This is a genomic window from Aestuariibaculum sp. M13, assembly GCF_024723255.1.
In the GTDB taxonomy this organism is placed as follows: Bacteria; Bacteroidota; Bacteroidia; order Flavobacteriales; family Flavobacteriaceae; genus Aestuariibaculum; species Aestuariibaculum lutulentum.
This window is the reverse complement of record NZ_JANIAC010000002.1, coordinates 339,484-361,639: the sequence shown is the minus strand read 5'-3', so window position 1 is coordinate 361,639 and position 22,156 is coordinate 339,484. Positions and strand designations below refer to the sequence as shown.

Below are 22,156 nucleotides of genomic sequence, written 5' to 3'. Positions count from 1 at the left end.
TGTAATTAGATATATGTTTTGAAAGTAATCTATTAACACTTCTTTCATATAAACGTAACTAAGCGAGTTATTGTTACAACAATTTAAATTAAGATGAGATAGGTAAGGATTAAAAATTAAAAACCCACTTAAGATTCTTCCTAAGTGGGTTTTAAAAAAATTGAATTTAGCTTTATTTTTTGTTTGTTGTTATTCCATTTTAATAACAATAAACTGTGTACGTCTGTTTAACTGGTGGGCAGCCTCTTCACAATCTTCACTACCATCACATCCGTTTGTTAATCTACGCTCACCAAATCCTTCATGAGCTGTTATACGTTCGGCAGCAACTCCATGTGATATTAAATATTCATAAGTAGAGTTAGCTCTGTCGATAGATAATTTATCGTTATAAGATAAGGTACCTCTGGAATCGGTGTGCGATTCAATTCTGATTACCATATCAGGATACTGGTTTACCATTAAGTCAACGATCTTGTCTAATTCTAAAGCTGCATCAGGTCTAATGTTGTGTTTATCGAAGTCGAAGTAAATTGTATTTAACTCAGCTAGTGTTACCACATCTTCAACAGGATTTAGTAATAAGTTAGCTGTAATTGTTGTTAACTCGGTTTTTAAATTTTTAGAGGTAAATGTTCTGTAGTCCTCTATGTATTTCTCATGACTTCCAACAACTTTGTAATCCTGATTTCTGTCTATATTAATAGAGTAATATCCTTTTTCGTCGGTTTCCATATAGGCAATTTCTGCACCTTTTTCATCGTATAATTTGATGGTTGAATTGGCTATTGGATTACCATTAATAGCATCTGAAACTACTCCTTCAACTTTTAAAGGCGGTATTCTGTTATAAGCATAAATGTCGTCATCACCTTTTCCTCCAGATCTATTTGATGCAAAATAACCAGAAGTACCATTAGCACTCATCGTGAAAGAAAAGTCATCGTTACTGGAATTAACAGGTGTACCTAAATTTATAACATCTATAATATTATCATTCTCATCGTTTACCGTTGCAAAAACGTCTAATAATCCTAAACCTACGTGTCCGTCTGAAGAGAAGAACAGAGTACCTTCATTATTAATAAAAGGAAAACCTTCTGCACTATTTGTATTTACTACATTCCCTAAGTTTTTAGGTTCACCTAAAACACCATCGGCAGAGATGTCAACCACATAGATATCTGAACCTCCAAAACCACCAGGTCTGTCTGATGCGAAGTAAAGTTTTGTATCATCACTGTTTAAAGCAGCATGTTGTGTTGAGAAATTATCGCTGTTAATTGGTAAATCTTCAACATCTGTCCAGATACTATCTCTAAATGTTGCGCGATAAATTTTCATGTTCGTAAGACCTTTAGAGTCTTTGTTTTCTACATTATCTTTAAAGTTATTTCTGGAGAAATACATGTATTTTCCGTCTTTAGTGATAGTCACGGGACCATCGTGGAAAACAGTATTAATATCGCCATTTAACTTATTGGTGTGATCAACTTCTTCATTAGAGTCTACGTCGGTAACATAAACATCTAAAAACGGTTGTTCGTTCCAACCATATAAACGTTTAATGGCAACACCAGCATCGCGGGTAGAACAGAAGTAAATTTTACCATCATGCTCATAAGCTCCAAAATCACTATACTCAGAATTGAAATCGAACTTATCTAAGAAATACTGTTGTTTGGCATTAAAGACATTTGTAATGAAATTTGAATCCTTAGAGAAGTCGTTATTATTTACAACACCGCCAGAATCTTTATAACGTTGTAACCATTTTTCCGATGCATCGTAATCTTTAACACCACGTAAAGATTGAGCGTAACTGTAATAATACTCAATAGGAACATTATCTTGTTCAACAACTTTTTTGTAATATTTAGAGGCGTTTTTCGGATCTCTTAACAGGGCATAACAATCGGCCAGCTTTCTTGTTGCGTAATCTTTGTTGTAATTTTTAGCAATAAGTTCTTTATAAACTTCAGCCGCTTTTACAAAAGAGAATTTATTGAATAGCGTGTCTGCGTGATTTTGTTTTCCTTGCTGTGCAAACACAGTTACGGTTAACATTAGCGCAGCGAATACTAAAATGTAATTTTTAATCTTCATATCTTAGGGTATTAGAAGTATCTAGGTGATTTTAGTTTAGTACTTAAGAATTTGAATTCGTAAATAAGCAGGATTTCATGTGTTCCTGTTGTATAGTCTGCTATATCAGAAATGGCTTTCTCGTATGCATAACCTATACGTAGTTGTCGTGAAATTTGAAAATCTACAATACCTCCAATCGCAGCAGTTTGCTCGTTAATTCTATACGAACCTCCTAACCAGAATTTTTCATTGAACAAGAAGTTAGCTGTAAGATCGTATGATAAAGGGGCACCGTTTGTTGCTTTTATTAAGTATGCTGGTTTGAATTTTACCTTATCACCAAGATTGAAAACATATCCACCGGTAAAGTAATAACTTAAACGATCTAAAGCTTCATAGCCTTCTTCCGTATTTCTATCGGTGTTTAAGACTCTTGGGGTAGATAAACCTAAATACCATTTGTCCGTACTCCAGTAAACACCTAAACCTATATTTGGCGACCAGCGATTAGAAAATCCTCTAAAGTAGGTGTCTTCAATAACAGTAGGATCGTTTAAAAATTCATCATCCAGACTGTATTGAGTAAATCCTCCTTTAATACCGAAAGCCAGTTTTCCTGTTTTTCCGGTTGGAATGGCATAAGAGAAATCACCGTACAGATACGTGAAATTTTCAGGACCCAAATCGTCTTCTATAAACGACAAACCTAAACCTATTCTGTCATTTCTTAACGGACTATGAATAGATAATGTTTGTGTTATAGGACCACCTTTAAAACCAACCCACTGGCTTCTGTGCAATCCAACAATGCTCAAGGCTTCTCTACTACCGGCATAAGCCGGGTTAACAGATATTGTATTATACATGTACTGTGTGAACTGCGGTAATTGTTGCGCAAGTCCAACCGTACAGCTTAATAATGCAATAGCGATTACGTAATGTTTAAAAAGTTTCATAGGTTAAGATTTTTATTTAGTTCCTAAATAAACTGGTCCTGTAAATGGTGCCAATCCACTATCTTTTAATGTTATTATATAATAGTACGTTCCGTTTGGTACTGTATCAGAAGTTCCGAAAGAAGACTTATTAGAATTTCCTCTCCAGTCTCCCATATTTTCTCCAAGCGTATAGTTGCTAGATTCATAAATTAAAGCTCCCCAACGGTTGAAGATCTTAACATCTGCTACAAATCCACATAATTCGATTCCTTTAATATCAAATGACTCGTTGTAAGCATCTCCGTTAGGTGTTACAGCTTTTGAAATTACAATGTCATTTTCTCCACATGGTAATACCACACAATCTGAATTAACCTGAAGTGTAAGTTCTGTTTCGTAGATAGAACCATCTCTTGTGGTCTTGTATTTAACTAAGAATTCTAATACTTCTCCAGGATTGAAATCTTCTCCAAGTTGTAATTTCGTTGGATCGAAAATTGAACCTATTAAAGTGGCTACATTAGATCCAGAAAGGAATTCCCAAACCCCTTGAAGGTTTACATCACTTGGAATCAGGTCTTGTATGATATCTTTCAAGTCTACAGCGCCATCGTCATAACATAGTGGTGCTGCGGTAGTTTGAGTTGTTACTGTTTGAATTGCAATTAATACAGTTTGTGTATAAACAGATTCGTTACCACAAGCATCAGTTGCTGTCCAGGTTCTTGTAATTTGGTAATCTACAAAAACGTTATCTACAAAAGTACTTTCTTCAGTAAATTCTACAGTATATTCTGAACAGTCGGTGAATTCAAGTTCCGGAGCATCTGGAATATCTAATGAAGTAACAGCTATGATTTCTTCATATTCAGTAATATTCTCAGGAGCTTTAGTATCCTGAACCGTGATGTTTTGAGTATGAGAAATTGCGTTACCACATTCATCAGTTGCTGTCCAGGTACGAGCAATTGAATAACTAGAAGGACACGAACCGTCTGTTCTTACATCTTCAACAGTTACCGTGGCATTTCCACAGTTATCAGTAGCTGTTAAAACGACATCGTCAATGGTAGGAACGGCATCACATTCTACAGTTATATCTGTAGGTAATGATTCAACAAAGGTTGGTGCCGTAGTATCAATAACCGTAATAATTTGTGTAGCTGTAGAAGCATTTCCACAATCATCGGTCGCTGTCCATGTTCTGGTAATTACTTTGGTATTACCACAAGCAGCAACCTCAGAATCACTTTCTGTGATGGTTACATTACCACAAGTATCGGTAGCCGTAGCGACACCAGTACTCACGCTTGTTTCATCTTCAGAGCATTCAATAGTTACGTTATCCGGAGCTGTAATTGTTGGAGCAACAGTATCAACTATAGTAATGGTCTGCGTTGCAGAAGTAGGGTTACCACATTCATCAGTAGCCGTCCAGGTTCTAGTAATTACTTTGGTATTACCACAAGCCGTTACAACATCATCACTTTCAGTAATTGTTACATCACCACAAGTATCAGTAGCTGTAGCTACACCCGTATTAGCACTAGTTTCGTCTTCATTACACTCGATAGTGACATCGGCAGGTACTGTTAATACCGGAGGCGTTGTATCTTGAACAGTAATAGTTTGCGTTGCAGAAGTAGGGTTACCACATTCATCAGTAGCCGTCCATGTTCTGGCGATTACTTTCGTATTACCACAAGCCGTTACAACATCATCAGTTTCAGTAATAGTTACATCCCCGCAAGTATCCGTAGCAGTAGCTACACCAGTATTAGCACTAGTTTCATCTTCACTACACTCGATAGTGACATCAGCAGGTATTGTTAATACCGGAGGCGTTGTATCTTGAACAGTAATAGTTTGCGTTGCAGAAGTAGGGTTACCACACTCATCAGTAGCCGTCCATGTTCTGGTGATTACTTTCGTATTACCACAAGCCGTTACAACATCATCAGTTTCAGTAATAGTTACATCCCCGCAAGTATCCGTAGCAGTAGCTACACCAGTATTAGCACTAGTTTCATCTTCAGTACACTCGATAGTGACATCAGCAGGTATTGTTAATACCGGAGGCGTTGTGTCTTGAACTGTAATAGTTTGCGTTGCAGAAGTAGGGTTACCACACTCATCAGTAGCTGTCCATGTTCTGGTGATTACTTTCGTATTACCACAAGCCGTTACAACATCATCAGTTTCAGTAATAGTTACATCCCCGCAAGTATCCGTAGCGGTAGCGACACCAGTATTAGCACTAGTTTCATCTTCAGTACACTCGATAGTGACATCGGCAGGTACTGTTAATACCGGAGGCGTTGTATCTTGAACAGTAATAGTTTGCGTTGCAGAAGTAGGGTTACCACACTCATCAGTAGCGGTCCATGTTCTGGTGATTACTTTCGTATTACCACAAGCCGTTACAACATCATCAGTTTCAGTAATAGTTACATCCCCGCAAGTATCCGTAGCAGTAGCTACACCAGTATTAGCACTAGTTTCATCTTCAGTACACTCGATAGTGACATCAGCAGGTATTGTTAATACCGGAGGCGTTGTATCTTGAACTGTAATAGTTTGCGTTGCAGAAGTAGGGTTACCACATTCATCAGTAGCGGTCCATGTTCTGGTGATTACTTTAGTATTACCACAAGCCGTTACAACCTCATCACTTTCAGTAATGGTTACATCACCACACATATCGGTTGATGTTGCTATACCAGTATTAGCACTAGTTTCGTCCTCAGTACATTCGATAGTCACATCAGCAGGTACTGTTAGTACTGGTGCTGTTGTATCTTCGATTGTGAAGGTTGCAGTTGTAGATGATTCATTTCCACAAGCATCAGTAGCTGTAAAGATTACTGTAGCCGAACCAGTATTTCCACAATCATCACTCAATGCAGTGAAATTATTAGACCAGGTAATTACGGAACAATCGTCTGTTGCAGCAGCTCCGCCGTTGGAGTTTAACCAATCGTTTAATTCTGTTACGTTTCCAGCACCATCACATTCAGCCACATAAGCAGCAGCTGCAGTTGTGATTGTTGGAGCAGTTGTATCTTTAATGATATATGTTGCAGTTGTAGTTGTTTTATTCCCACAAGCATCGGTAGCTGTAAAGGTTACCAAAATACCATTACCGTCACAATCAACAGTTGTATTTTGTCCATAATCATTAGACCAAAATACTTCACCACAGTTATCAGTAGCCGTTGCACCTCCATTACTATCTAACCAGTTTTGAAGTGCATCAGGATCTGTAACACCACATTCTATTTCGATGTTAGCAATGTTAGAATTATTAATAATAGGTGCTGTTTTATCGCCACCAGAGTATGTAATTTCAACTGGGTTAGCGATAGCATTACCACATTTATCTTCTACGGTATATGTGTAAGTTACTGACCAAGAACAGTCGTCTCCAGCAGGCGTGCCAGATTTCACTACAGTGATATCACCACCACAGTTGTCTGTGTATAGCGCAGCGATGTCCGCTACAGTAGGTCCCTCAGGAATAGCATTAAAACAAAGGTCTTGATTCGCAGCACCTGCAGGAATAGTTCCTGTTAAGCTAGGTGCTGTTTTATCGCCACCAGAGTATGTAATTTCAACTGGGTTAGCGATAGCATTACCACATTTATCTTCTACGGTATATGTGTAAGTTACTGACCAAGAACAATCGTCTCCAGCAGGCGTGCCAGATTTCACTACAGTGATATCACCACCACAGTTGTCTGTGTATAGCGCAGCGATGTCCGCTACAGTAGGTCCCTCAGGAATAGCATTAAAACAAAGGTCTTGATTCGCAGCACCTGCAGGAATAGTTCCTGTTAAGCTAGGTGCTGTTTTATCGCCACCAGAGTATGTAATTTCAACTGGGTTAGCGATAGCATTACCACATTTATCTTCTACGGTATATGTGTAAGTTACTGACCAAGAACAATCGTCTCCAGCAGGCGTGCCAGATTTCACTACAGTGATATCACCACCACAGTTGTCTGTGTATAACGCAGCGATGTCCGCTACAGTAGGTCCCTCAGGAATAGCATTAAAACAAAGGTCTTGATTTGCAGCACCTGCAGGAATAGTTCCTGTTAAGCTAGGGGTTGTTTTATCGCCACCAGAATATATTATTTTAATCTCAAAATCATTGCTAGGACAACCATCAGAAATAGTATAAATACGTTCTAAATACCAAGCACAATCATCACCAGAAAGTGTTGAATTTTTAAAAGTAGCCGTTACTGTCCCACAATCATCTGTATAAGCGTCTTCTATATTAGAGATGTCTGTTGAAGTTGGTGCGTAGCTGTCAATTGCAGACTTATCGGCACATAAATCTAAATTAGATATTCCAATAGGCTCAAATCCTGTAGGGGCGTTTTGGTCGGACCCAGAATGAGTAATCGTTTCCCCAACCAACTTGTTACCACATTCATCGCTTACATCAAAGGTGTAAACTAGTTGCCAAGAACAGTTGTCTCCATTTAGAGTGGTGTTGGTAAGGATAACAGTTACATCTCCTCCACAGGTGTCAGAATAATAAGCAGCAACCGTCGCATTATTGAAAGGATATGTTGCTTCAGCATCTGAAGCACAAAGATTTACCCCTGTAACTCCAACTGGAGTATTGCCAGTTGGTGCTTGAGTATCTTGGATTACAAAATTAGCATCAATTTGTGCGGTATTGTCACACTTATCTGTAGCTGTAAATAACACATTATATGTTTTAGTATTTCCACAAGTATCAAATATTTGTAAAACTTCATATGACCAAATAACATTATCATCACAATTATCTGTAGCTGTAGCTCCCGCATGGGTTTGTAACCAAGCTTCATATTCTATTTGATTGCCATTTCCATCACATTCAACCAAACCAGAAGTTCCACCTGTAATTACAGGGGGAGTATCGTCTTCAACTGTAATTTCTTTAGAGACAGTTGATGAATTACATTCAGCAATGGCATTTGGATCAGTTGTTGTTAATGTTACTGTGTAAGTTCCACAGCTAGCATATGTATATGAAGGATTTTCTTCTGTACTTATATTTCCATCTCCAAATTCCCATAAAAATTGAGTATTTGGACCTCCATTTGTTGTAGCTGTAAAATCTACATCTAATTGACAATCACTACCAGTGCTAGGTGAGCTTTCCATGATTGAAGCTGTTACTCCTTCAACAAATTCAATTTCTATATCAGCAAATACATCAACACTTGAGTCAGCACAAGAAGTCCCTTCTATACCTAACTTAATATTAACATTAATTCTTAAGGTATATATTCCAGGTTGATCTACAGTAACTGTCGTTTGAGGCATATCATTTGGAGTAAAAATAACATTTCCAGGGTTTGTATTTATCGGAGGAACTGTCCATTCATAAGTAACGGCACCACTTATAAGCCCATTAAGATCAATTGAAATGTCAGTAGGCCCAAAACATACAGCGTTATCTGAACCAGAAATTATAGCAAAATCTGGATCTAATTGGGGTGTTCCTCCTGCACCAATTAAATCTTCGAAATATATACAATTATTGCCCTGACCCGCACAACGTGAATATTCAACATTTCCTATCCTTATTTGTATGTTATTATTACACGATTGTCCTCCAGAAGTACCAATTGGATCACCTTCGGATTTATCTATATCTTCTATAACTAGTGCAGTGTTAGCCGCTAGAATTAAAACCGCTTTTGCAGTCCACCAAATATGACCTCCTTCTTTTATAATGATACGATCGACTGTATCAGGAATGGTTGTATCTTCAGTGATACTAATAATTGTACCATTAGCAATAGTAACAGTTCCACCACAATTATTAGCAGGGTTGTTTATATAAGCAACTAACTGAGCACCTGTCATATTATTAGTAATCTCACAGTCTGCTTGAGCATAGGAAATACTCAAGAATACAAACAAAAAAGCAAATAAAGTACGCTTTATATTAAGATTTTGTTTAAATATTGAATTAAAAGTACTTGTTTTCATAAGCCAATAATTGGTTAACATCAGTTTGAATAGTATTTAGGTATGTATATAAAATTATCTTACTAATTTTTAATAATCTAATTTTCTTAAAGTAGTGAGGGAGGAGTGCTATTGTTTACACTAAGACTTAAAAGAGATATTAGATTTGGGGTCATTTTTTAATATTCTACACAACAAAAGAACATACGCGACGTTGCTTTTTCAAAAAAAAATGTTAAACACCTTAAAAAAACGATAAACCGTACAGTAATAACAGTTAATCGAGTTAATGTGTTTTTTTAGCGATAAGCATGGTTTACATATGTTAATTTATTAAAGTTGAGAATTGATAATAGCTTTATTTATATTTTCTGATTAAATTAGTTATACTTTAATTCAACAAATAAAGTGATTTTCATCGACAAAAACAACATTTTAACGATGAAAATTGCATTTTATCGAAGTTATGAAAAAAATTATACTAGTAAGACATGCTAAATCCTCGTGGGAATTTAATGTCATCGATCATGAGAGACCGTTAAACCAACGTGGTATTACAGATTCAAACCTTGTTTCAAAGCATTTAAACATGGATTCTGCTGCTATAGATTTAATACTTTCCAGCGATTCTGTGCGTACTACACAAACCTCAAAAATCTTCATTTCAAATTTAAATCTAATGGATAAAGATTTAGAGTATATGTATGAATTGTACGATTTTGATGGTAGAGATTTAACACGCGTTATTAAATCTTGCGATACAGATGTGAAAACTTTACTAGTTTTTGGACATAACCATGCTGTTACAGACTTTGTTAATACGTTTGGTAGTCAATACATTGATAATGTCCCGACTAGCGGAGTGGTTATTATAGAGTTCGATATTAACGATTGGAAAGATTTGAATAAAGGAAAAACTGTATTAACTTTATTTCCAAGAGATTTAAAAAATGATGAATAAAGCATCATTTATATTGAACATTATTTCCTGCAAATAAATATATTTGCTTAAACCGATATAAACGAATTATGAGCATGACGAAACCCGAAGTACACACGAATAGCTATATAAATAGAGAAATAAGCTGGTTACAATTTAATGCACGGGTTTTACAGGAAGCAGAAGACGAAGCGGTGCCGTTAATCGAACGTTTAAGGTTTCTTGGAATTTTTTCAAACAACTTAGATGAATTTTTTAAGGTACGTTATGCTACAGTAAAACGTATTGTTGATGCAGGTAAAGCGGGGAAAAACGAGCTTGGAGGTATCAGAGCTGAAGAACTACTGGAAATCATTACTCAGATTGTTATTAAACAGCAAAGTGAAAGTTTAGAGATTCTGGATATGATTCAGCAGCGTCTGGAAGACGAGGATATTCATATTATTAATGAAACACAAATTGATGCTTCCCAAAGTGAATTTATAAGACGTTATTTTCTTAGAAAGGTCAGTCCTGCACTGGTAACCATTATCCTTAATGATGATGTTGTTTTACCAAATTTAAAGGATAGTGCTGCTTACTTGGCGGTTAAAATGATTATGGCAAACAAAAGCAAACAGTTTGCTTTAATTGAAATTCCAAAATCTGTTAATCGATTTGTTGAATTGCCAAAGCAGGGCGATAAAAGTTATATCATTATGATTGATGATATGCTACGCTATTGTTTGAAAGATATCTTTAATATTTTTGATTATAAGGAAATATCTGCGCACATGATTAAAATCACGCGTGATGGTGAGCTGGATTTTGATAGTGATTTAAGTAAGAGTTTTATTGATAAGGTTTCCGATAGTGTTAAACACCGAAAAATAGGTGAGCCGGTTCGCTTTGTTTACGATAAAACAATTCATCAGGACACATTAGATTATTTAATGTCTAAAATGGGTATTGATAATACCGATAGTATCATTCCTGGAGGTCGCTACCATAACCGAAGAGATTATATGAGTTTCCCGAGCTTAGGTCGCACCGATTTAATGTATGATAAAATTGAAGCTTTACCTGTAAAAGGATTAAGTCTTGAGGAAAGTATTTTTAAAGCCATAAAAAAGAAAGATTATTTAATCTATGCACCTTATCAGACGTTTTCTTATGTGGTTAAGTTTTTACGTGAAGCGGCTTTAGATCCGAGTGTTAAAACCATAAAAATTACTATTTATCGCCTTGCTGAGATTTCACATATTGCAAGTTCTTTAATTAATGCAGCGATTAATGGGAAATCGGTTACCGTGGCAATTGAGCTTAGAGCTCGTTTTGATGAGCAGGCCAATATTGCCTATGCACAGCAAATGGAAGATGAAGGCATTAACTTAATATTTGGTGTTCAGGGCTTAAAAGTGCACAGCAAAATGTGTATTATAGAGCGTGAAGAAGGTAAAAAGTTAAGACGTTATGGTTTTATTAGCACAGGAAACTTTAACGAATCTACTGCAAAGATTTACACAGATTACACGTTATTGACTTCAGATCAGCGCATATTAAAAGATGTGACTAAAATTTTTAGTTTTTTTGAAACGAATTATAAAATTTTCAGATACAAGCATTTAATTACCTCGCCGCATTATACCAAGAAAGCGATTTTCAAATTGATAGATAAAGAAATTGAAAATGTAAAACAAGGTAAGCCGGGATACATAAGACTTAAAATGAATAGTATTTCGAGCTATACTATGGTCGATAAATTGTATGAAGCAAGTAATGCCGGTGTGAAAATTCAAATGATTGTTCGAGGAATCTGTTGTTTGATTCCTGGAATAGAAGGTATGAGCGAAAATATTGAGGCGATAAGTATTGTCGATAAATTTTTAGAGCATCCTCGTGTGTATATCTTCGGAAATGGCGGCGATCCAAAAGTATATATTTCTTCGGCAGACTGGATGACCAGAAATATAGAAAATAGAGTGGAAGTGAGTTGCCCAATTTATGATGAAGATATAAAAAGAGAAATTATCGATACCTTTAATATTTCCTGGAGCGATAATGTTAAAGCACGTATTATTTGCGACTCGCAAGAGAATAAATATCGAGTTAATGACAAGGAAAAGGTAAGGTCACAATTTGCCACTTACGAGTATTATGTAGATAAAATGAAAAACTAATATGCTTTCAATTAAAAAATATGCAGCGATAGATATCGGTTCCAATGCGGTAAGATTACTTATATCTAATATTATTGAACGCGAAGGGAAACCAGTTAAGTTCAAAAAGAACTCTTTGGTACGTGTGCCTATTCGTTTGGGAGCAGATGTTTTCGTGAATCAAAGAATATCTAAGGAAAATACACAGCGTATGCTGGATACCATGCTGGCTTTCAGGTTGCTTATGAAATCTCATAAAGTGGTTAAATATAAAGCCTGTGCCACATCGGCGATGCGCGAATCAACTAACGGAAAAAAAATTGTGGAAGCCATTTCCCAGCAGTCCGGAATAAAAATCGATATTATTGATGGAGAGGAAGAAGCAGCTATTATTGCAGCTACCGATTTAAATACTTATATCGACGAAAGTAAAACTTATTTGTATGTCGATGTGGGAGGGGGTAGTACTGAGTTTACCGTAATTCATGAAGGTGTTCAGGTTACCTCCCGATCATTTAAAATTGGTACGGTACGTCTGCTTAACGATATGGTATCTAAAGAAACGTGGCAGGATTTGGAGGCCTGGATTAAAACCCATACCAGTCAGTATGATATGATATCTGTGTTAGGTTCTGGTGGTAACATTAATAAGATTTTTAAAATTTCAGGAAAGGCTTTAGGAAAACCCTTATCTTATTTCTATCTAACCTCATACTATAACACGCTCCAAAGTTATTCATACGAAGAACGTATTTCAGAATTAGACTTAAATCAAGACCGTGCAGACGTTATTATACCGGCAATGCGAATTTATTTATCGTCAATGAAATGGAGTGGTGCCAAAAACATCTATGTACCGAAGATTGGTTTGGCCGATGGTATTATAAAAAGTATATACTACGATACGGTTTCGAGCAATACACAGTAAAATTATGCACTTCACCTTTTAAAATTGTAAGATTTTAGGTTTATAATATATATTCGTGTTACTTATTTAGTTAAGCAACAGATTTACATACTAAACCTATATTATTATGAAAAAAATACTACTTACAATACTTCTTGGTGCGTCCTTTTACGGGTTTTCACAAGATGTAAAATTTGGTGTTAGAGGAGGATATAATATATCAAATCTAGATTTTAAGGATACACCAATAATGGAAAACAAGCATAGAAATAGCTTTTATTTTGGAGCTTTTAGTGATATCGCTTTCTCCAAAGGATTTTCATTGGTTCCTGAACTTCAGTTTTCTGCCGAAGGTGCTAAGGATGAAGTTTTAAACTTAGACTACATTCAAATGCCTATCTTTTTAAAATTCAGACTAGCGGAAAAACTACGTTTCGGTATAGCGCCACAAGTGGGATTAAAAGTTCATAAAGAGGAAGATATGATGAAAAACTTCGCGTACTCTGGTGTCGCAGGTTTAGATTATAAGATATCGTACAGCCTGTTTGCAGACGTACGATATACTTACGGATTCTCTAATATCTTTGATGATAATGTAAATGCTGAAGCTAAAAACACCAATATCCAAATAGGTGTTGGGTTTAAATTTTAACCATGTATAGCTTCAGAAGTACCTAGTTTAGACATAATTTCAGCTTCATATTCCAGAAGTTGTTGCCATTTGGCATCAACTTCTTTTTTTACCCCATATTTACGGGCAAAGCCTAAAAACATGGTGTAATGGTTGGCTTCACTAACCATAAGGTTTCTGTAAAATTTAGCCAATTCCTGATCTTCAAGTTCTTCAGATAACAACCTGAAACGTTCACAACTTCTGGCTTCAATTAGGGCCGCGTAAAGTAAGCGGTGAACCAGCTGTGTTGTTCGGCTTCCGCCTTTGGGAAAGAATTTCGTTAATTCTATAACATAATCGTCACGACGATCGCGTCCTAAAGTCCAGCCGCGTTCAATAATTTTATCATGAACCATTTTAAAATGGCTGATTTCTTCCTTTACCAAAGCTGTCATTTCCTGCACCAAATCGGTGTATTCAGGAAAACTTACAATAAACGATATCGCGGTGCTGGTTGCTTTTTGCTCACAAAATGCGTGATCGGTAAGTATTTCTTCAATGTTCTTTTCTACAATATTAACCCAACGTGGGTCTGTTGGTAATTTTAATCCTAACATACTATGTTGTTTTAGGTTTAATGTGGTATTCTTTAATCTCTATGGTTCCGTCTTCAAAAATGTTTAGAATAAAATCTCTGTAAATTTCAGTTTCTGGTATTTGAAAAGCGGTATGTAACTGAATTTTTTGTTCAGTTGAAGCTTCATGATTGATCCATACATATTGCATTATGGCCTTATCCCAAAATTCTGAGTTTTCAAACGACTTAAAAAGACGTTTGTCTAAAGCAGAATTAATAATGGATTCGGAATTTTTTGAAATCTGAATATGGGCTTCAAAGTTTTTGTAATGTGAATATGTAATGGAATCGCGTTTATTTCTTTTGGTATAAACAAGAGGATTGCTCTCCGTTGAATGATAGTTGATTTTTACCTGAAATCCTGTGCTTAAAATGGTGTCTGTTACAATTTTTACAGGCGTTTCAGGAATAAAGTGTAACTCCTCACTGAAGGCTTTAAATAGATTGTCTTCTTTCAAAATGGCTTCGTTAGACATGTATGCACGTTCACGACCATCACAACTTATAAAACCTATAATAATGAAAATTAAATACAGTAGTTTTTTCATTTTAAATCCATTAAAGGTCTAAATCGAAAGTCTTTCTTAAGATATCGATATTAGCATTTTTTTCTTTAAGCTTTTCAAATTTCTCCATCGGGGTGTAAGCGTATTGTTTTTGTTTCACCTCGTTAACATCAATAGACAAACTAATTTCGTAATTGCTTAAAGACTTTCTAATATACGCCAAAAGATCGTATTGGTTACGCTCAACTTCAACTTTATTGGTTTCGGCAGGATATTCTACGTGTATTGTAGTGCCTTTTACTTTCGGAGTATCCATCGCCAAAATAGAGGCCAGGTTATGCAGACCTTTACTCCTTATAGAGTTTGTATATTCGTTCCAGGACGCGATAAGAGCTTGCTCAGTAAATGGTTCGCTTGGTAGATTTTCTTCATCTACAACAACTTCCATTTGTTTAATCTGGTGTTCTTTCTTAACCCGTAAACTACTTAGCGATAATCCAGATTTACGTTTATTATCGCTTTTTAAATCAATTTTAGCCGGCTGCGGCGCCTGAAAATTATTAGCAGGTATTTGCTTTTTTGGAGTTGTCTCTTCTATTGTAGTTGATGCCTTCGGAAGGTTAACAGGAACAGGAGTGATCCCTTTTTTCTTAAAGAAAGATGCCGGAATTATGTAATGTCTGCTATTTTTTTTTTCTCCATCAAAAGTGATAGAGGCAAGCTGCATAAGGCATAATTCAATGAGTAAGCGTTGGTTTTTACTCGTTTTATATTTTAAATCACAGTCGTTAGCCAGATTTATGGCCTCAAGTAAAAAGGCTTGTGTTGCTTTTTGAGACTGTTCTAAATATTTCTTTTTAGTTTCTTCACCAACTTCTAAAAGCTCAATGGTTTCAGGAGTTTTGCTTACCAGTAAATCTCTAAAGTGAGATGCTAATCCGGCGATGTAATGATGACCATCAAAACCCTTAGATAAGGTGTTGTTAAACTGAAGTAGTAAATCTGGAATCTTGTTTTCTAAAATTAAATCGGTACTGGTGAAATAGGTTTCGTAATCCAGTACATTTAAATTTTCGGTAACTGCTTGTCTGGTTAAGTCTTTACCTGAAAAACTAACTACACGATCGAAAATCGATAAGGCATCACGCATAGCACCATCTGCCTTTTGGGCAATAATATGCAGCGCATCATCATCAGCTTTTACGCCTTGTTCTTCAGCAATATATTTTAAATAGTCCTTAGCATCTTTAACTGTAATTCGCTTAAAGTCAAAAATCTGACAACGCGATAAGATGGTTGGGATAATTTTATGTTTTTCGGTAGTTGCTAAAATAAAAATGCAATGCTTTGGTGGTTCTTCTAGGGTTTTAAGAAACGCATTAAAAGCAGCCTGAGACAGCATGTGTACCTCGTCTATAATATAGACTTTATATTTACCAACTTGCGGAGGAATTCTAACCTGGTCCGTTAAGCTTCTAATATCGTCAACCGAATTATTAGAGGCAGCATCGAGTTCAAAAACATTAAAAGCAAAATCTTCATCACCAGTTTCAGTTCCATCGCTGTTAATCATTTTGGCCAGGATACGCGCACAGGTGGTTTTACCCACACCTCGTGGCCCTGTAAATAGTAAGGCTTGCGCTAAGTGATTGTTATCAATGGCATTAAGTAAAGTGTTTGTAATGGCCTGCTGACCAACAACGTCTTTAAACGTTTGAGGTCTGTATTTACGGGCTGATACTACAAAGTGTTCCATTGATATTTTTTGATAAACAAAGTTAAAAATTCAAGTCAAAAATATGTGTAAACCTTATAAAAATTAAACAGGAGTTATTAACAATTAATTGTATTTTTGCCCGCGAGTAAATCGCCTTATCGCTCTTGTGCTGAATTTATTTCAGTACCTGCTTCTTGTTAACGTTATAGTTGATTTGAAAATGATACTGAAACAAGTTCAGCATTTAGGGAGGAAAGTCCGAACACCATAGTGCATCATAGTGGTTAATGGCCACCGGCCGAGAGGTCAGGAAAAGTGCAACAGAAAGGATGTACAGGTAATGCTGTAGTGAAATCAGGTAAACTCTATGAGGTGCAATGCCATGTATACCAACGCTTGAGGGCGGCACGTTCGATTGTTGGAGGGTAGGCAGCTAAAGTGTGCTGGTAACAGTACATTCAGATAAATGATAAGGGCTTTTAATTTTAAAAGTACAGAATTCGGCTTATAGATTTACTTAAGTACAAAAAATCCTTCTGGTAAACCAGAAGGATTTTCTATTTAATAAAATCTGCCTTAATTTACTTTTTAGGGAAATAAGAGAGATCAGGTCGCATTTTACCGCTTACCTCTTCAAATCTTTCGGCATAATCCATAACTTTTTTGAACGTATCCCAGCTATCTGGACCTAAAAGTTTGTCATTTTCTTTAGCTTTTGTTGCTCCGTCAATTTCATCTTTTGAAGAGACAGCAACAAGATAGCAGTCTTCAGATGTGCCAAAGCCATTTCTGTAAACGCGGTAATATTCTTTTGATTTTTTTGTTTCGTACATATTTTTCACGGCTTCCATACCTTCTCTAACTTTTTTAGCATTCTGAGGGGTGAAGTAAATATAGAACCACTTGCGGTAATCCTGACCTTCCTGCATCATACTGAAGCCTTCTGGCATATAAGATAAATCTTTGACTAAATGAATAATATAGCTGCTGTGAGAGTCGTAGCACTTATCGAAATCATCGAACAATTTACCAAAGTCGTCACCCATAGCTTTAGCCATTTCGGCAAATGGACGATTATCTAAAGCTGCCATGTTTTCAATTTCAGAAATATAAAGATACTTTAGGTTATCGGTTGTTGCAGTTGCCCAATTAGCTTGAACATTATACTTTACGCAGGCTTCGTTAAAGGCTTTAGCGGTTTTTTCATAATCCTCAAGTTTCGAAGGTTTTACATTATCCTGATGTATACGATACATTTGAGCAGAAACATTCGGAATTAAAACAATAATAAATATGATAGATAAAATGTGTTTGATAGTTTTCATGTTGGTATATTTTATTGAATTATTTAGGGTTTTATTCTTCAGCCATTTCTGCATTTTCAATCTCAGCTTCTTCAATTGGTGCTTCGGCTTCAGATAGTTTTTTGGCTGCTTCTAAAGCTTTTAAAATAGGAGCGGAGTCGTAATACACGTATTCTTCAACAATTTTACTATCAATAAATCTCGCTGTTAGGTGTACCGGAACTGTTACTTTTTCTCCCGATTCCATAACAACGCCATTCCAGATACCCCAATAATTTACCCAGGTTTCTCCATCTTTATCTATAACCATTTCAGAGAATGATCCTTTGTCCTGAAATCCATAAGAAGCGAAATTGACAACCATATTTTGCAGGTTGGTCATGTTATCTTCAGGAGATAGTCCTTTAATAGTGTTATGATGAATTTTTGCAGTGTCTGCAAAATTGGCTCTCCAGGCAGTCCAGTCCTGGTCTTCATAGGCTTTAATACCCGATTTTAAAATGTCTATTTCATGAGAAGTTTCGAAATAGCGTTGTGGTTGGTCTTTACATGCAACAAACAATATGGTTGCAAGCATTACTAGAAGAAGTTTTTTCATATTTATGGTTTTTTATTGGTTATTAAAAACATGAACCATAAATAAGAGCTACATACAGCTTACATCAAAAAAATAAGTAAAAGTTAGAGAAAGGGCTTCTTCCTAACTCTAAAGTACTGAAAAAAAAAGAATTACAGAAGTAAAATTTAACTTACTTCATTTTCGAAGAAACTAAATACGCTGCTGCCGTAGTTTTTAGCATAGCTAAAATGTTTTACCTGAGATAAATCGGTGTGTTTAGAATGTTCTATAATTAGAACGCCTTCTTCTAAAAGAAAATCGTTTTCAAAAACCAATTCGGCAATCTTTGCAAAATCTTCGTCAGGGAAATTGTATGGCGGATCGGCAAAAACGATATCGGTCTGCATAGAAGCTTTTTCTAAGAATTTAAACACATCGCTTTTAATAGTTTGAATTGGAATATTTAAACTATCAGCTGTTTGCTTAATGAACTTGATACAGCCAAAATCCTGATCGACGCAAGTGATTTGTGAAGTGCCGCGAGAAGCAAACTCATAACTTATATTACCAGTTCCGGCAAATAAATCTAATACCGAAATACTATCAAAATAAAAGGTATTGTTTAAAATATTGAATAAGGATTCCTTTGCCATATCGGTTGTTGGACGAACTGGCAATTTTTTAGGTGCTATAATTTTTCTTCCTTTAAGTGATCCTGAGATAATTCGCATTAAAAACTGTTTATAAGTGTAAAATTAGAATGATTTGATTTCGGAACTTCCGTGTAAATGTAATTTTCATTTCTGCTGCCAAAGCTAATAAATCTTATGTATTTATAAGCTATGTTGTATAATTCATCGTTTTCTGCAATTTCTCCCAGCAATACTAACTGAAAGGTTTCTGGGTTTAATTTGAGTTGCTCTGTCGTGAAGAGGATGTAATAAATAAAGTCTTCTTTTGTTGTAAAATCGAAAGTGTTATAAAGTAAAAGCTTGGCTTTATCGACCACGACAATTTCAAAATGATTTTGACCAACATTTACATAAACTTTTGGAGCATCTGCATTTTTTTCAATAAGTAAAATGTTTTCAATTAAAACAGAAGACACATGCTTAAAGGTAAATTCACCAAAGGTATCGTAAACAAAATTGTTAATGTTGGTGAATGGCACATAAACGTTTACGCTGTCGTTAAGAACAATGTCATCAGTCGCTATGTAATCAGACTTTAAAATTTTAGAATTAAACTTCAGGTAATCGGCAAGATGATCTTCATCAAATAAAGGCATAGGTACCAAGTTTGCTATTTCGTTATCATGAACGACAGTTACGTTATCAAATGTCTCTTGCAAATTTGGGTTAGCCTCTAAAGCATTTTTTAGATGATCTAAAAGCACAAGATAATTTAGTTTTTTGCCAAAATTAATTTCAGTAAGATTACTGATAGTATTGGTGTCTCTTTGTAGGATACAAAAAGAAAGTCCACTCAAACTAATTTGAATGGACAAGTCTTTATTTGTTAAAGTATTTAATTCTTTACTCGTTTGCGCCATAGTTTTTAGGCCAGTTACCAGCAGTATTTACTTCTTCCATAGATCCAACTTTTAAAACCTCGCCGTTAACACCGTCTACCGACATAACTTGGTTTTCTTGGATTACCATATCTCTATCCTGGTCGAATAGAATAACATCTTTTTTAACTGAAGCTTCAAATACAGGAATGTTAATTTTACTTTGCTCGATAAAACCTGCATCTAATTTAAATTGAGCTCCAGGCTCTCCAACAGGTACATTCATCATTGTTTTGTAACGATCAGAATTTTTGAATAAAGAGTCTTTTACTGGTACATATCCTAAAGTATCGATAACTACAATATCCTTAAACATATCTACTCCGAAACGTTTTGTTTGCTCAACGTCAATTACAGAAGAATCACGACGTTCAGTAATGGTAAATTCTGCTGTATCGATAAATTTAATTAAATCGTTGAAATTGTCAACGAATTTTCCAGTAACCGTTTTATGAGCCAACTCGGCATCTCTAATGTCATTTAATTTTTTGATAACTTCAGCATAACGTCTGTTTTTCTCCTGATTGAATAAGATTGGAGTGTATATAGACATATAGGTTTGATAACCTAAAAATATGATTAAAATCCAAAGTGCTATACTAATAACTGGTTTAACTTTAGAAGGAACAAATTTGTCAATTACCTTAACCAGGACAACTGTAAGTAGGATTACTGCAACAGCAATAAGAATAAATTTTAACATCGTTATTTTTTAATTAAAAAGTTATTAAAGGTCTTTCGCAAATCTACAATTTTTTTTTAATCGTAAAAATCTATTGAGAATAAAATCATTTCTATATTTGAATAATTTATAATTTTTATTCCTTTTAATGACTGCATCCGAATTTAATTCCTTAGTTAAAAAACAATTCCCATTTGAACCTACGTTAAAGCAGAGTGTTGTGTTACAGCAACTTTCAGAATTTATCTTTGACGATTCACCTAACGGATTGTATTTATTAAAAGGATATGCAGGAACAGGAAAAACAACCATAATTGGTGCGATAGTAAATAATTTATGGAAAGCGAAAAAAAGTTCGGTTTTAATGGCTCCAACAGGTCGTGCTGCCAAAGTAATATCGAATTACTCTGGTAGAGAGGCATTTACCATTCATAAGAAGATATATTTCCCAAAAAAGGATAAAGGCGGTGGGTTGTCTTTTGTATTACAACCCAACAAGCATAAAAACACCATTTTTATAGTTGACGAGGCATCTATGATTCCAGATACACCCGGAGAGTCTAAACTTTTTGAAAACGGATCATTACTAGATGACCTTATTCAATATGTGTATTCAGGACATAAATGTAAATTGTTGTTGATAGGAGATACCGCGCAGTTACCACCTGTAAAATTAGATTTAAGTCCTGCCTTAAATGAAAATACCTTAGCTCTAAATTATAATAAGGAAGTCACTCTAATGGAGTTAGACGAAGTAGTACGTCAGGAATACGATTCAGGCATTTTAGCTAATGCCACAGTGTTACGTGAAGCATTGGCGAGTGATTTTCATGATTATTTTAAATTCGATTTACACGGGTTTAAGGATATTGTTCGTTTGGTTGATGGTCACGAAATCATGGATGCCATCAACAGCGCATACAGCGATTTAGGAAATGAAGAAACGGCTATAATTGTTCGTAGTAATAAACGGGCTAATTTATACAACCAAAACATTAGAAATCGTATACTATTTAATGAAAGCGAACTGTCGGCCGGCGATTATCTCATGGTGGTTAAGAACAATTATTTTTGGGTAAAACCAACCAGTGAAGCCGGTTTTATAGCCAATGGTGACATTATAGAAGTTCTTGAAATATTTAGAATTGAAGAGCTTTATGGCTTTCGCTTCGCGGAAGTAAAAATAAGAATGGTCGATTATCCCAAAATGGCCCCGATAGAAACGGTTTTATTGTTAGACACTATTGAAGCTGAAAGTCCGTCGTTATCTTACGACGATTCAAACAGACTGTATCAGGAGGTTATGAAAGATTTCGCCAACGAGAGTAGTAACTATCGAAAATTTTTAAAGGTTAAAGGCAGCAAACATTTTAATGCCTTGCAGGTAAAATTCTCTTACGCTATAACCTGTCATAAATCTCAGGGAGGGCAGTGGAACACGGTTTTCGTCGAGCAGCCGTATTTGCCCAATGGCATCGATACCGATTATTTACGTTGGTTATATACTGCGGTGACACGTGCCAAAGAAAAATTGTATCTTATAGGCTTTAAAGACGATTTTTTTGAGGAATAGTTTTTGAT

The 22,156-nt window shown here is 35.6% G+C and carries 16 protein-coding genes and 1 other RNA gene; 6 read left to right on the top strand and 11 right to left on the bottom strand.

Features of this window, described 5'->3' with window-relative positions; genetic code table 11:
* Nucleotides 1-189 precede the first annotated feature (189 nt).
* From NO995_RS08710 to NO995_RS17810, 3 genes are read right to left on the bottom strand one after another with little or no spacing between them, the layout of a single operon-like run.
* Nucleotides 190-2,106: an OmpA family protein gene (locus NO995_RS08710; protein WP_258227167.1), complete on the bottom strand. Its 1,917-nt coding sequence runs from the start codon at nucleotides 2,104-2,106 to the stop codon at nucleotides 190-192.
* Nucleotides 2,107-2,117: 11 nt separating this feature from the next.
* Nucleotides 2,118-3,044 carry a type IX secretion system membrane protein PorP/SprF gene (locus tag NO995_RS08705; protein ID WP_240574026.1) on the bottom strand — a complete coding sequence of 309 codons (927 nt, stop codon included), beginning with the start codon at nucleotides 3,042-3,044 and terminating at the stop codon, nucleotides 2,118-2,120.
* A 12-nt stretch (nucleotides 3,045-3,056) separates the two neighbouring features.
* On the bottom strand, nucleotides 3,057-9,023 hold the full coding sequence (locus NO995_RS17810) for a gliding motility-associated C-terminal domain-containing protein (RefSeq protein ID WP_308813195.1): 5,967 nt from the start codon (nucleotides 9,021-9,023) through the stop codon (nucleotides 3,057-3,059).
* A 445-nt stretch (nucleotides 9,024-9,468) separates the two neighbouring features.
* Between NO995_RS17810 and NO995_RS08690 the strand changes: the two genes are divergently transcribed.
* From NO995_RS08690 to NO995_RS08675, 4 genes are all read left to right on the top strand, one after another.
* Nucleotides 9,469-9,963 carry a histidine phosphatase family protein gene (locus NO995_RS08690; protein WP_258227166.1) on the top strand — a complete coding sequence of 165 codons (495 nt, stop codon included), beginning with the start codon at nucleotides 9,469-9,471 and terminating at the stop codon, nucleotides 9,961-9,963.
* Nucleotides 9,964-10,037: 74 nt separating this feature from the next.
* Nucleotides 10,038-12,101 (top strand): polyphosphate kinase 1, encoded by a 2,064-nt coding sequence (gene ppk1 / locus NO995_RS08685; protein WP_240574017.1) that lies wholly within the window; start codon nucleotides 10,038-10,040, stop codon nucleotides 12,099-12,101.
* Between the two features lies 1 nt (nucleotide 12,102).
* Entirely contained in the window at nucleotides 12,103-13,008 is a 906-nt protein-coding gene (locus NO995_RS08680; protein WP_258227165.1) for a Ppx/GppA phosphatase family protein, read from the top strand.
* Between the two features lie 106 nt (nucleotides 13,009-13,114).
* On the top strand, nucleotides 13,115-13,639 hold the full coding sequence (locus tag NO995_RS08675) for a porin family protein (RefSeq protein ID WP_240574013.1): 525 nt from the start codon (nucleotides 13,115-13,117) through the stop codon (nucleotides 13,637-13,639).
* On the opposite strand, the gene NO995_RS08670 is transcribed toward NO995_RS08675, so the two are convergent.
* The 3 genes from NO995_RS08670 to dnaX are packed head-to-tail and all read right to left on the bottom strand — an operon-like array spanning nucleotide 13,636 to nucleotide 16,499.
* Nucleotides 13,636-14,217, bottom strand: a complete 582-nt coding sequence (locus NO995_RS08670) for a tRNA-(ms[2]io[6]A)-hydroxylase (RefSeq protein WP_258227164.1) — start codon at nucleotides 14,215-14,217, stop codon at nucleotides 13,636-13,638. The genes NO995_RS08675 and NO995_RS08670 overlap by 4 nt on opposite strands.
* Before the next feature lies 1 nt (nucleotide 14,218).
* Nucleotides 14,219-14,785: a hypothetical protein gene (locus NO995_RS08665; protein WP_258227163.1), complete on the bottom strand. Its 567-nt coding sequence runs from the start codon at nucleotides 14,783-14,785 to the stop codon at nucleotides 14,219-14,221.
* Nucleotides 14,786-14,795: 10 nt separating this feature from the next.
* Nucleotides 14,796-16,499, bottom strand: a complete 1,704-nt coding sequence (gene dnaX / locus NO995_RS08660; protein WP_258227162.1) for a DNA polymerase III subunit gamma/tau — start codon at nucleotides 16,497-16,499, stop codon at nucleotides 14,796-14,798.
* A gap of 103 nt (nucleotides 16,500-16,602) precedes the next feature.
* On the opposite strand from dnaX, the gene rnpB reads away from it, so the two are divergent.
* An RNA gene (gene rnpB, locus NO995_RS08655) (RNase P RNA component class A) lies at nucleotides 16,603-16,984 on the top strand.
* A gap of 57 nt (nucleotides 16,985-17,041) precedes the next feature.
* Here the strand turns inward: rnpB and NO995_RS08650 are convergent.
* The 5 genes from NO995_RS08650 to NO995_RS08630 form a co-directional block, all read right to left on the bottom strand.
* Nucleotides 17,042-17,785: a hypothetical protein gene (locus tag NO995_RS08650; protein ID WP_258227161.1), complete on the bottom strand. Its 744-nt coding sequence runs from the start codon at nucleotides 17,783-17,785 to the stop codon at nucleotides 17,042-17,044.
* A gap of 31 nt (nucleotides 17,786-17,816) precedes the next feature.
* Nucleotides 17,817-18,362, bottom strand: a complete 546-nt coding sequence (locus tag NO995_RS08645; protein WP_258227160.1) for a nuclear transport factor 2 family protein — start codon at nucleotides 18,360-18,362, stop codon at nucleotides 17,817-17,819.
* A 146-nt stretch (nucleotides 18,363-18,508) separates the two neighbouring features.
* Complete coding sequence (gene rsmD, locus NO995_RS08640; RefSeq protein WP_258227159.1) at nucleotides 18,509-19,054, bottom strand: 16S rRNA (guanine(966)-N(2))-methyltransferase RsmD; 546 nt, start codon at nucleotides 19,052-19,054, stop codon at nucleotides 18,509-18,511.
* Nucleotides 19,054-19,875, bottom strand: a complete 822-nt coding sequence (locus NO995_RS08635) for a DUF3822 family protein (protein WP_258227158.1) — start codon at nucleotides 19,873-19,875, stop codon at nucleotides 19,054-19,056. The genes rsmD and NO995_RS08635 overlap by 1 nt, the downstream gene beginning before the upstream one ends.
* Nucleotides 19,859-20,596, bottom strand: a complete 738-nt coding sequence (locus NO995_RS08630; protein WP_258227157.1) for a hypothetical protein — start codon at nucleotides 20,594-20,596, stop codon at nucleotides 19,859-19,861. Before NO995_RS08630 ends, NO995_RS08635 begins: the two co-directional genes overlap by 17 nt.
* Nucleotides 20,597-20,723: 127 nt before the next feature.
* Between NO995_RS08630 and NO995_RS08625 the strand changes: the two genes are divergently transcribed.
* Nucleotides 20,724-22,148, top strand: a complete 1,425-nt coding sequence (locus NO995_RS08625; protein WP_240573964.1) for an ATP-dependent RecD-like DNA helicase — start codon at nucleotides 20,724-20,726, stop codon at nucleotides 22,146-22,148.
* Nucleotides 22,149-22,156: the final 8 nt, after the last annotated feature.

Coding starts and splice junctions, on each gene's coding strand:
- NO995_RS08710 (WP_258227167.1), bottom strand. CDS start 2,106: ATGAAGATTAAAAATTACATTTTAGTATTCGCTGCGCTAATGTTAACC.
- NO995_RS08705 (WP_240574026.1), bottom strand. CDS start 3,044: ATGAAACTTTTTAAACATTACGTAATCGCTATTGCATTATTAAGCTGT.
- NO995_RS08650 (WP_258227161.1), bottom strand. CDS start 17,785: ATGAAAACTATCAAACACATTTTATCTATCATATTTATTATTGTTTTA.
- dnaX (WP_258227162.1), bottom strand. CDS start 16,499: ATGGAACACTTTGTAGTATCAGCCCGTAAATACAGACCTCAAACGTTT.
- NO995_RS08635 (WP_258227158.1), bottom strand. CDS start 19,875: ATGGCGCAAACGAGTAAAGAATTAAATACTTTAACAAATAAAGACTTG.
- ppk1 (WP_240574017.1), top strand. CDS start 10,038: ATGACGAAACCCGAAGTACACACGAATAGCTATATAAATAGAGAAATA.
- rsmD (WP_258227159.1), bottom strand. CDS start 19,054: ATGCGAATTATCTCAGGATCACTTAAAGGAAGAAAAATTATAGCACCT.
- NO995_RS08625 (WP_240573964.1), top strand. CDS start 20,724: ATGACTGCATCCGAATTTAATTCCTTAGTTAAAAAACAATTCCCATTT.
- NO995_RS08645 (WP_258227160.1), bottom strand. CDS start 18,362: ATGAAAAAACTTCTTCTAGTAATGCTTGCAACCATATTGTTTGTTGCA.
- NO995_RS08665 (WP_258227163.1), bottom strand. CDS start 14,785: ATGAAAAAACTACTGTATTTAATTTTCATTATTATAGGTTTTATAAGT.
- NO995_RS08630 (WP_258227157.1), bottom strand. CDS start 20,596: ATGTTAAAATTTATTCTTATTGCTGTTGCAGTAATCCTACTTACAGTT.
- NO995_RS08680 (WP_258227165.1), top strand. CDS start 12,103: ATGCTTTCAATTAAAAAATATGCAGCGATAGATATCGGTTCCAATGCG.
- NO995_RS08670 (WP_258227164.1), bottom strand. CDS start 14,217: ATGTTAGGATTAAAATTACCAACAGACCCACGTTGGGTTAATATTGTA.
- NO995_RS08690 (WP_258227166.1), top strand. CDS start 9,469: ATGAAAAAAATTATACTAGTAAGACATGCTAAATCCTCGTGGGAATTT.
- NO995_RS17810 (WP_308813195.1), bottom strand. CDS start 9,023: ATGAAAACAAGTACTTTTAATTCAATATTTAAACAAAATCTTAATATA.
- NO995_RS08675 (WP_240574013.1), top strand. CDS start 13,115: ATGAAAAAAATACTACTTACAATACTTCTTGGTGCGTCCTTTTACGGG.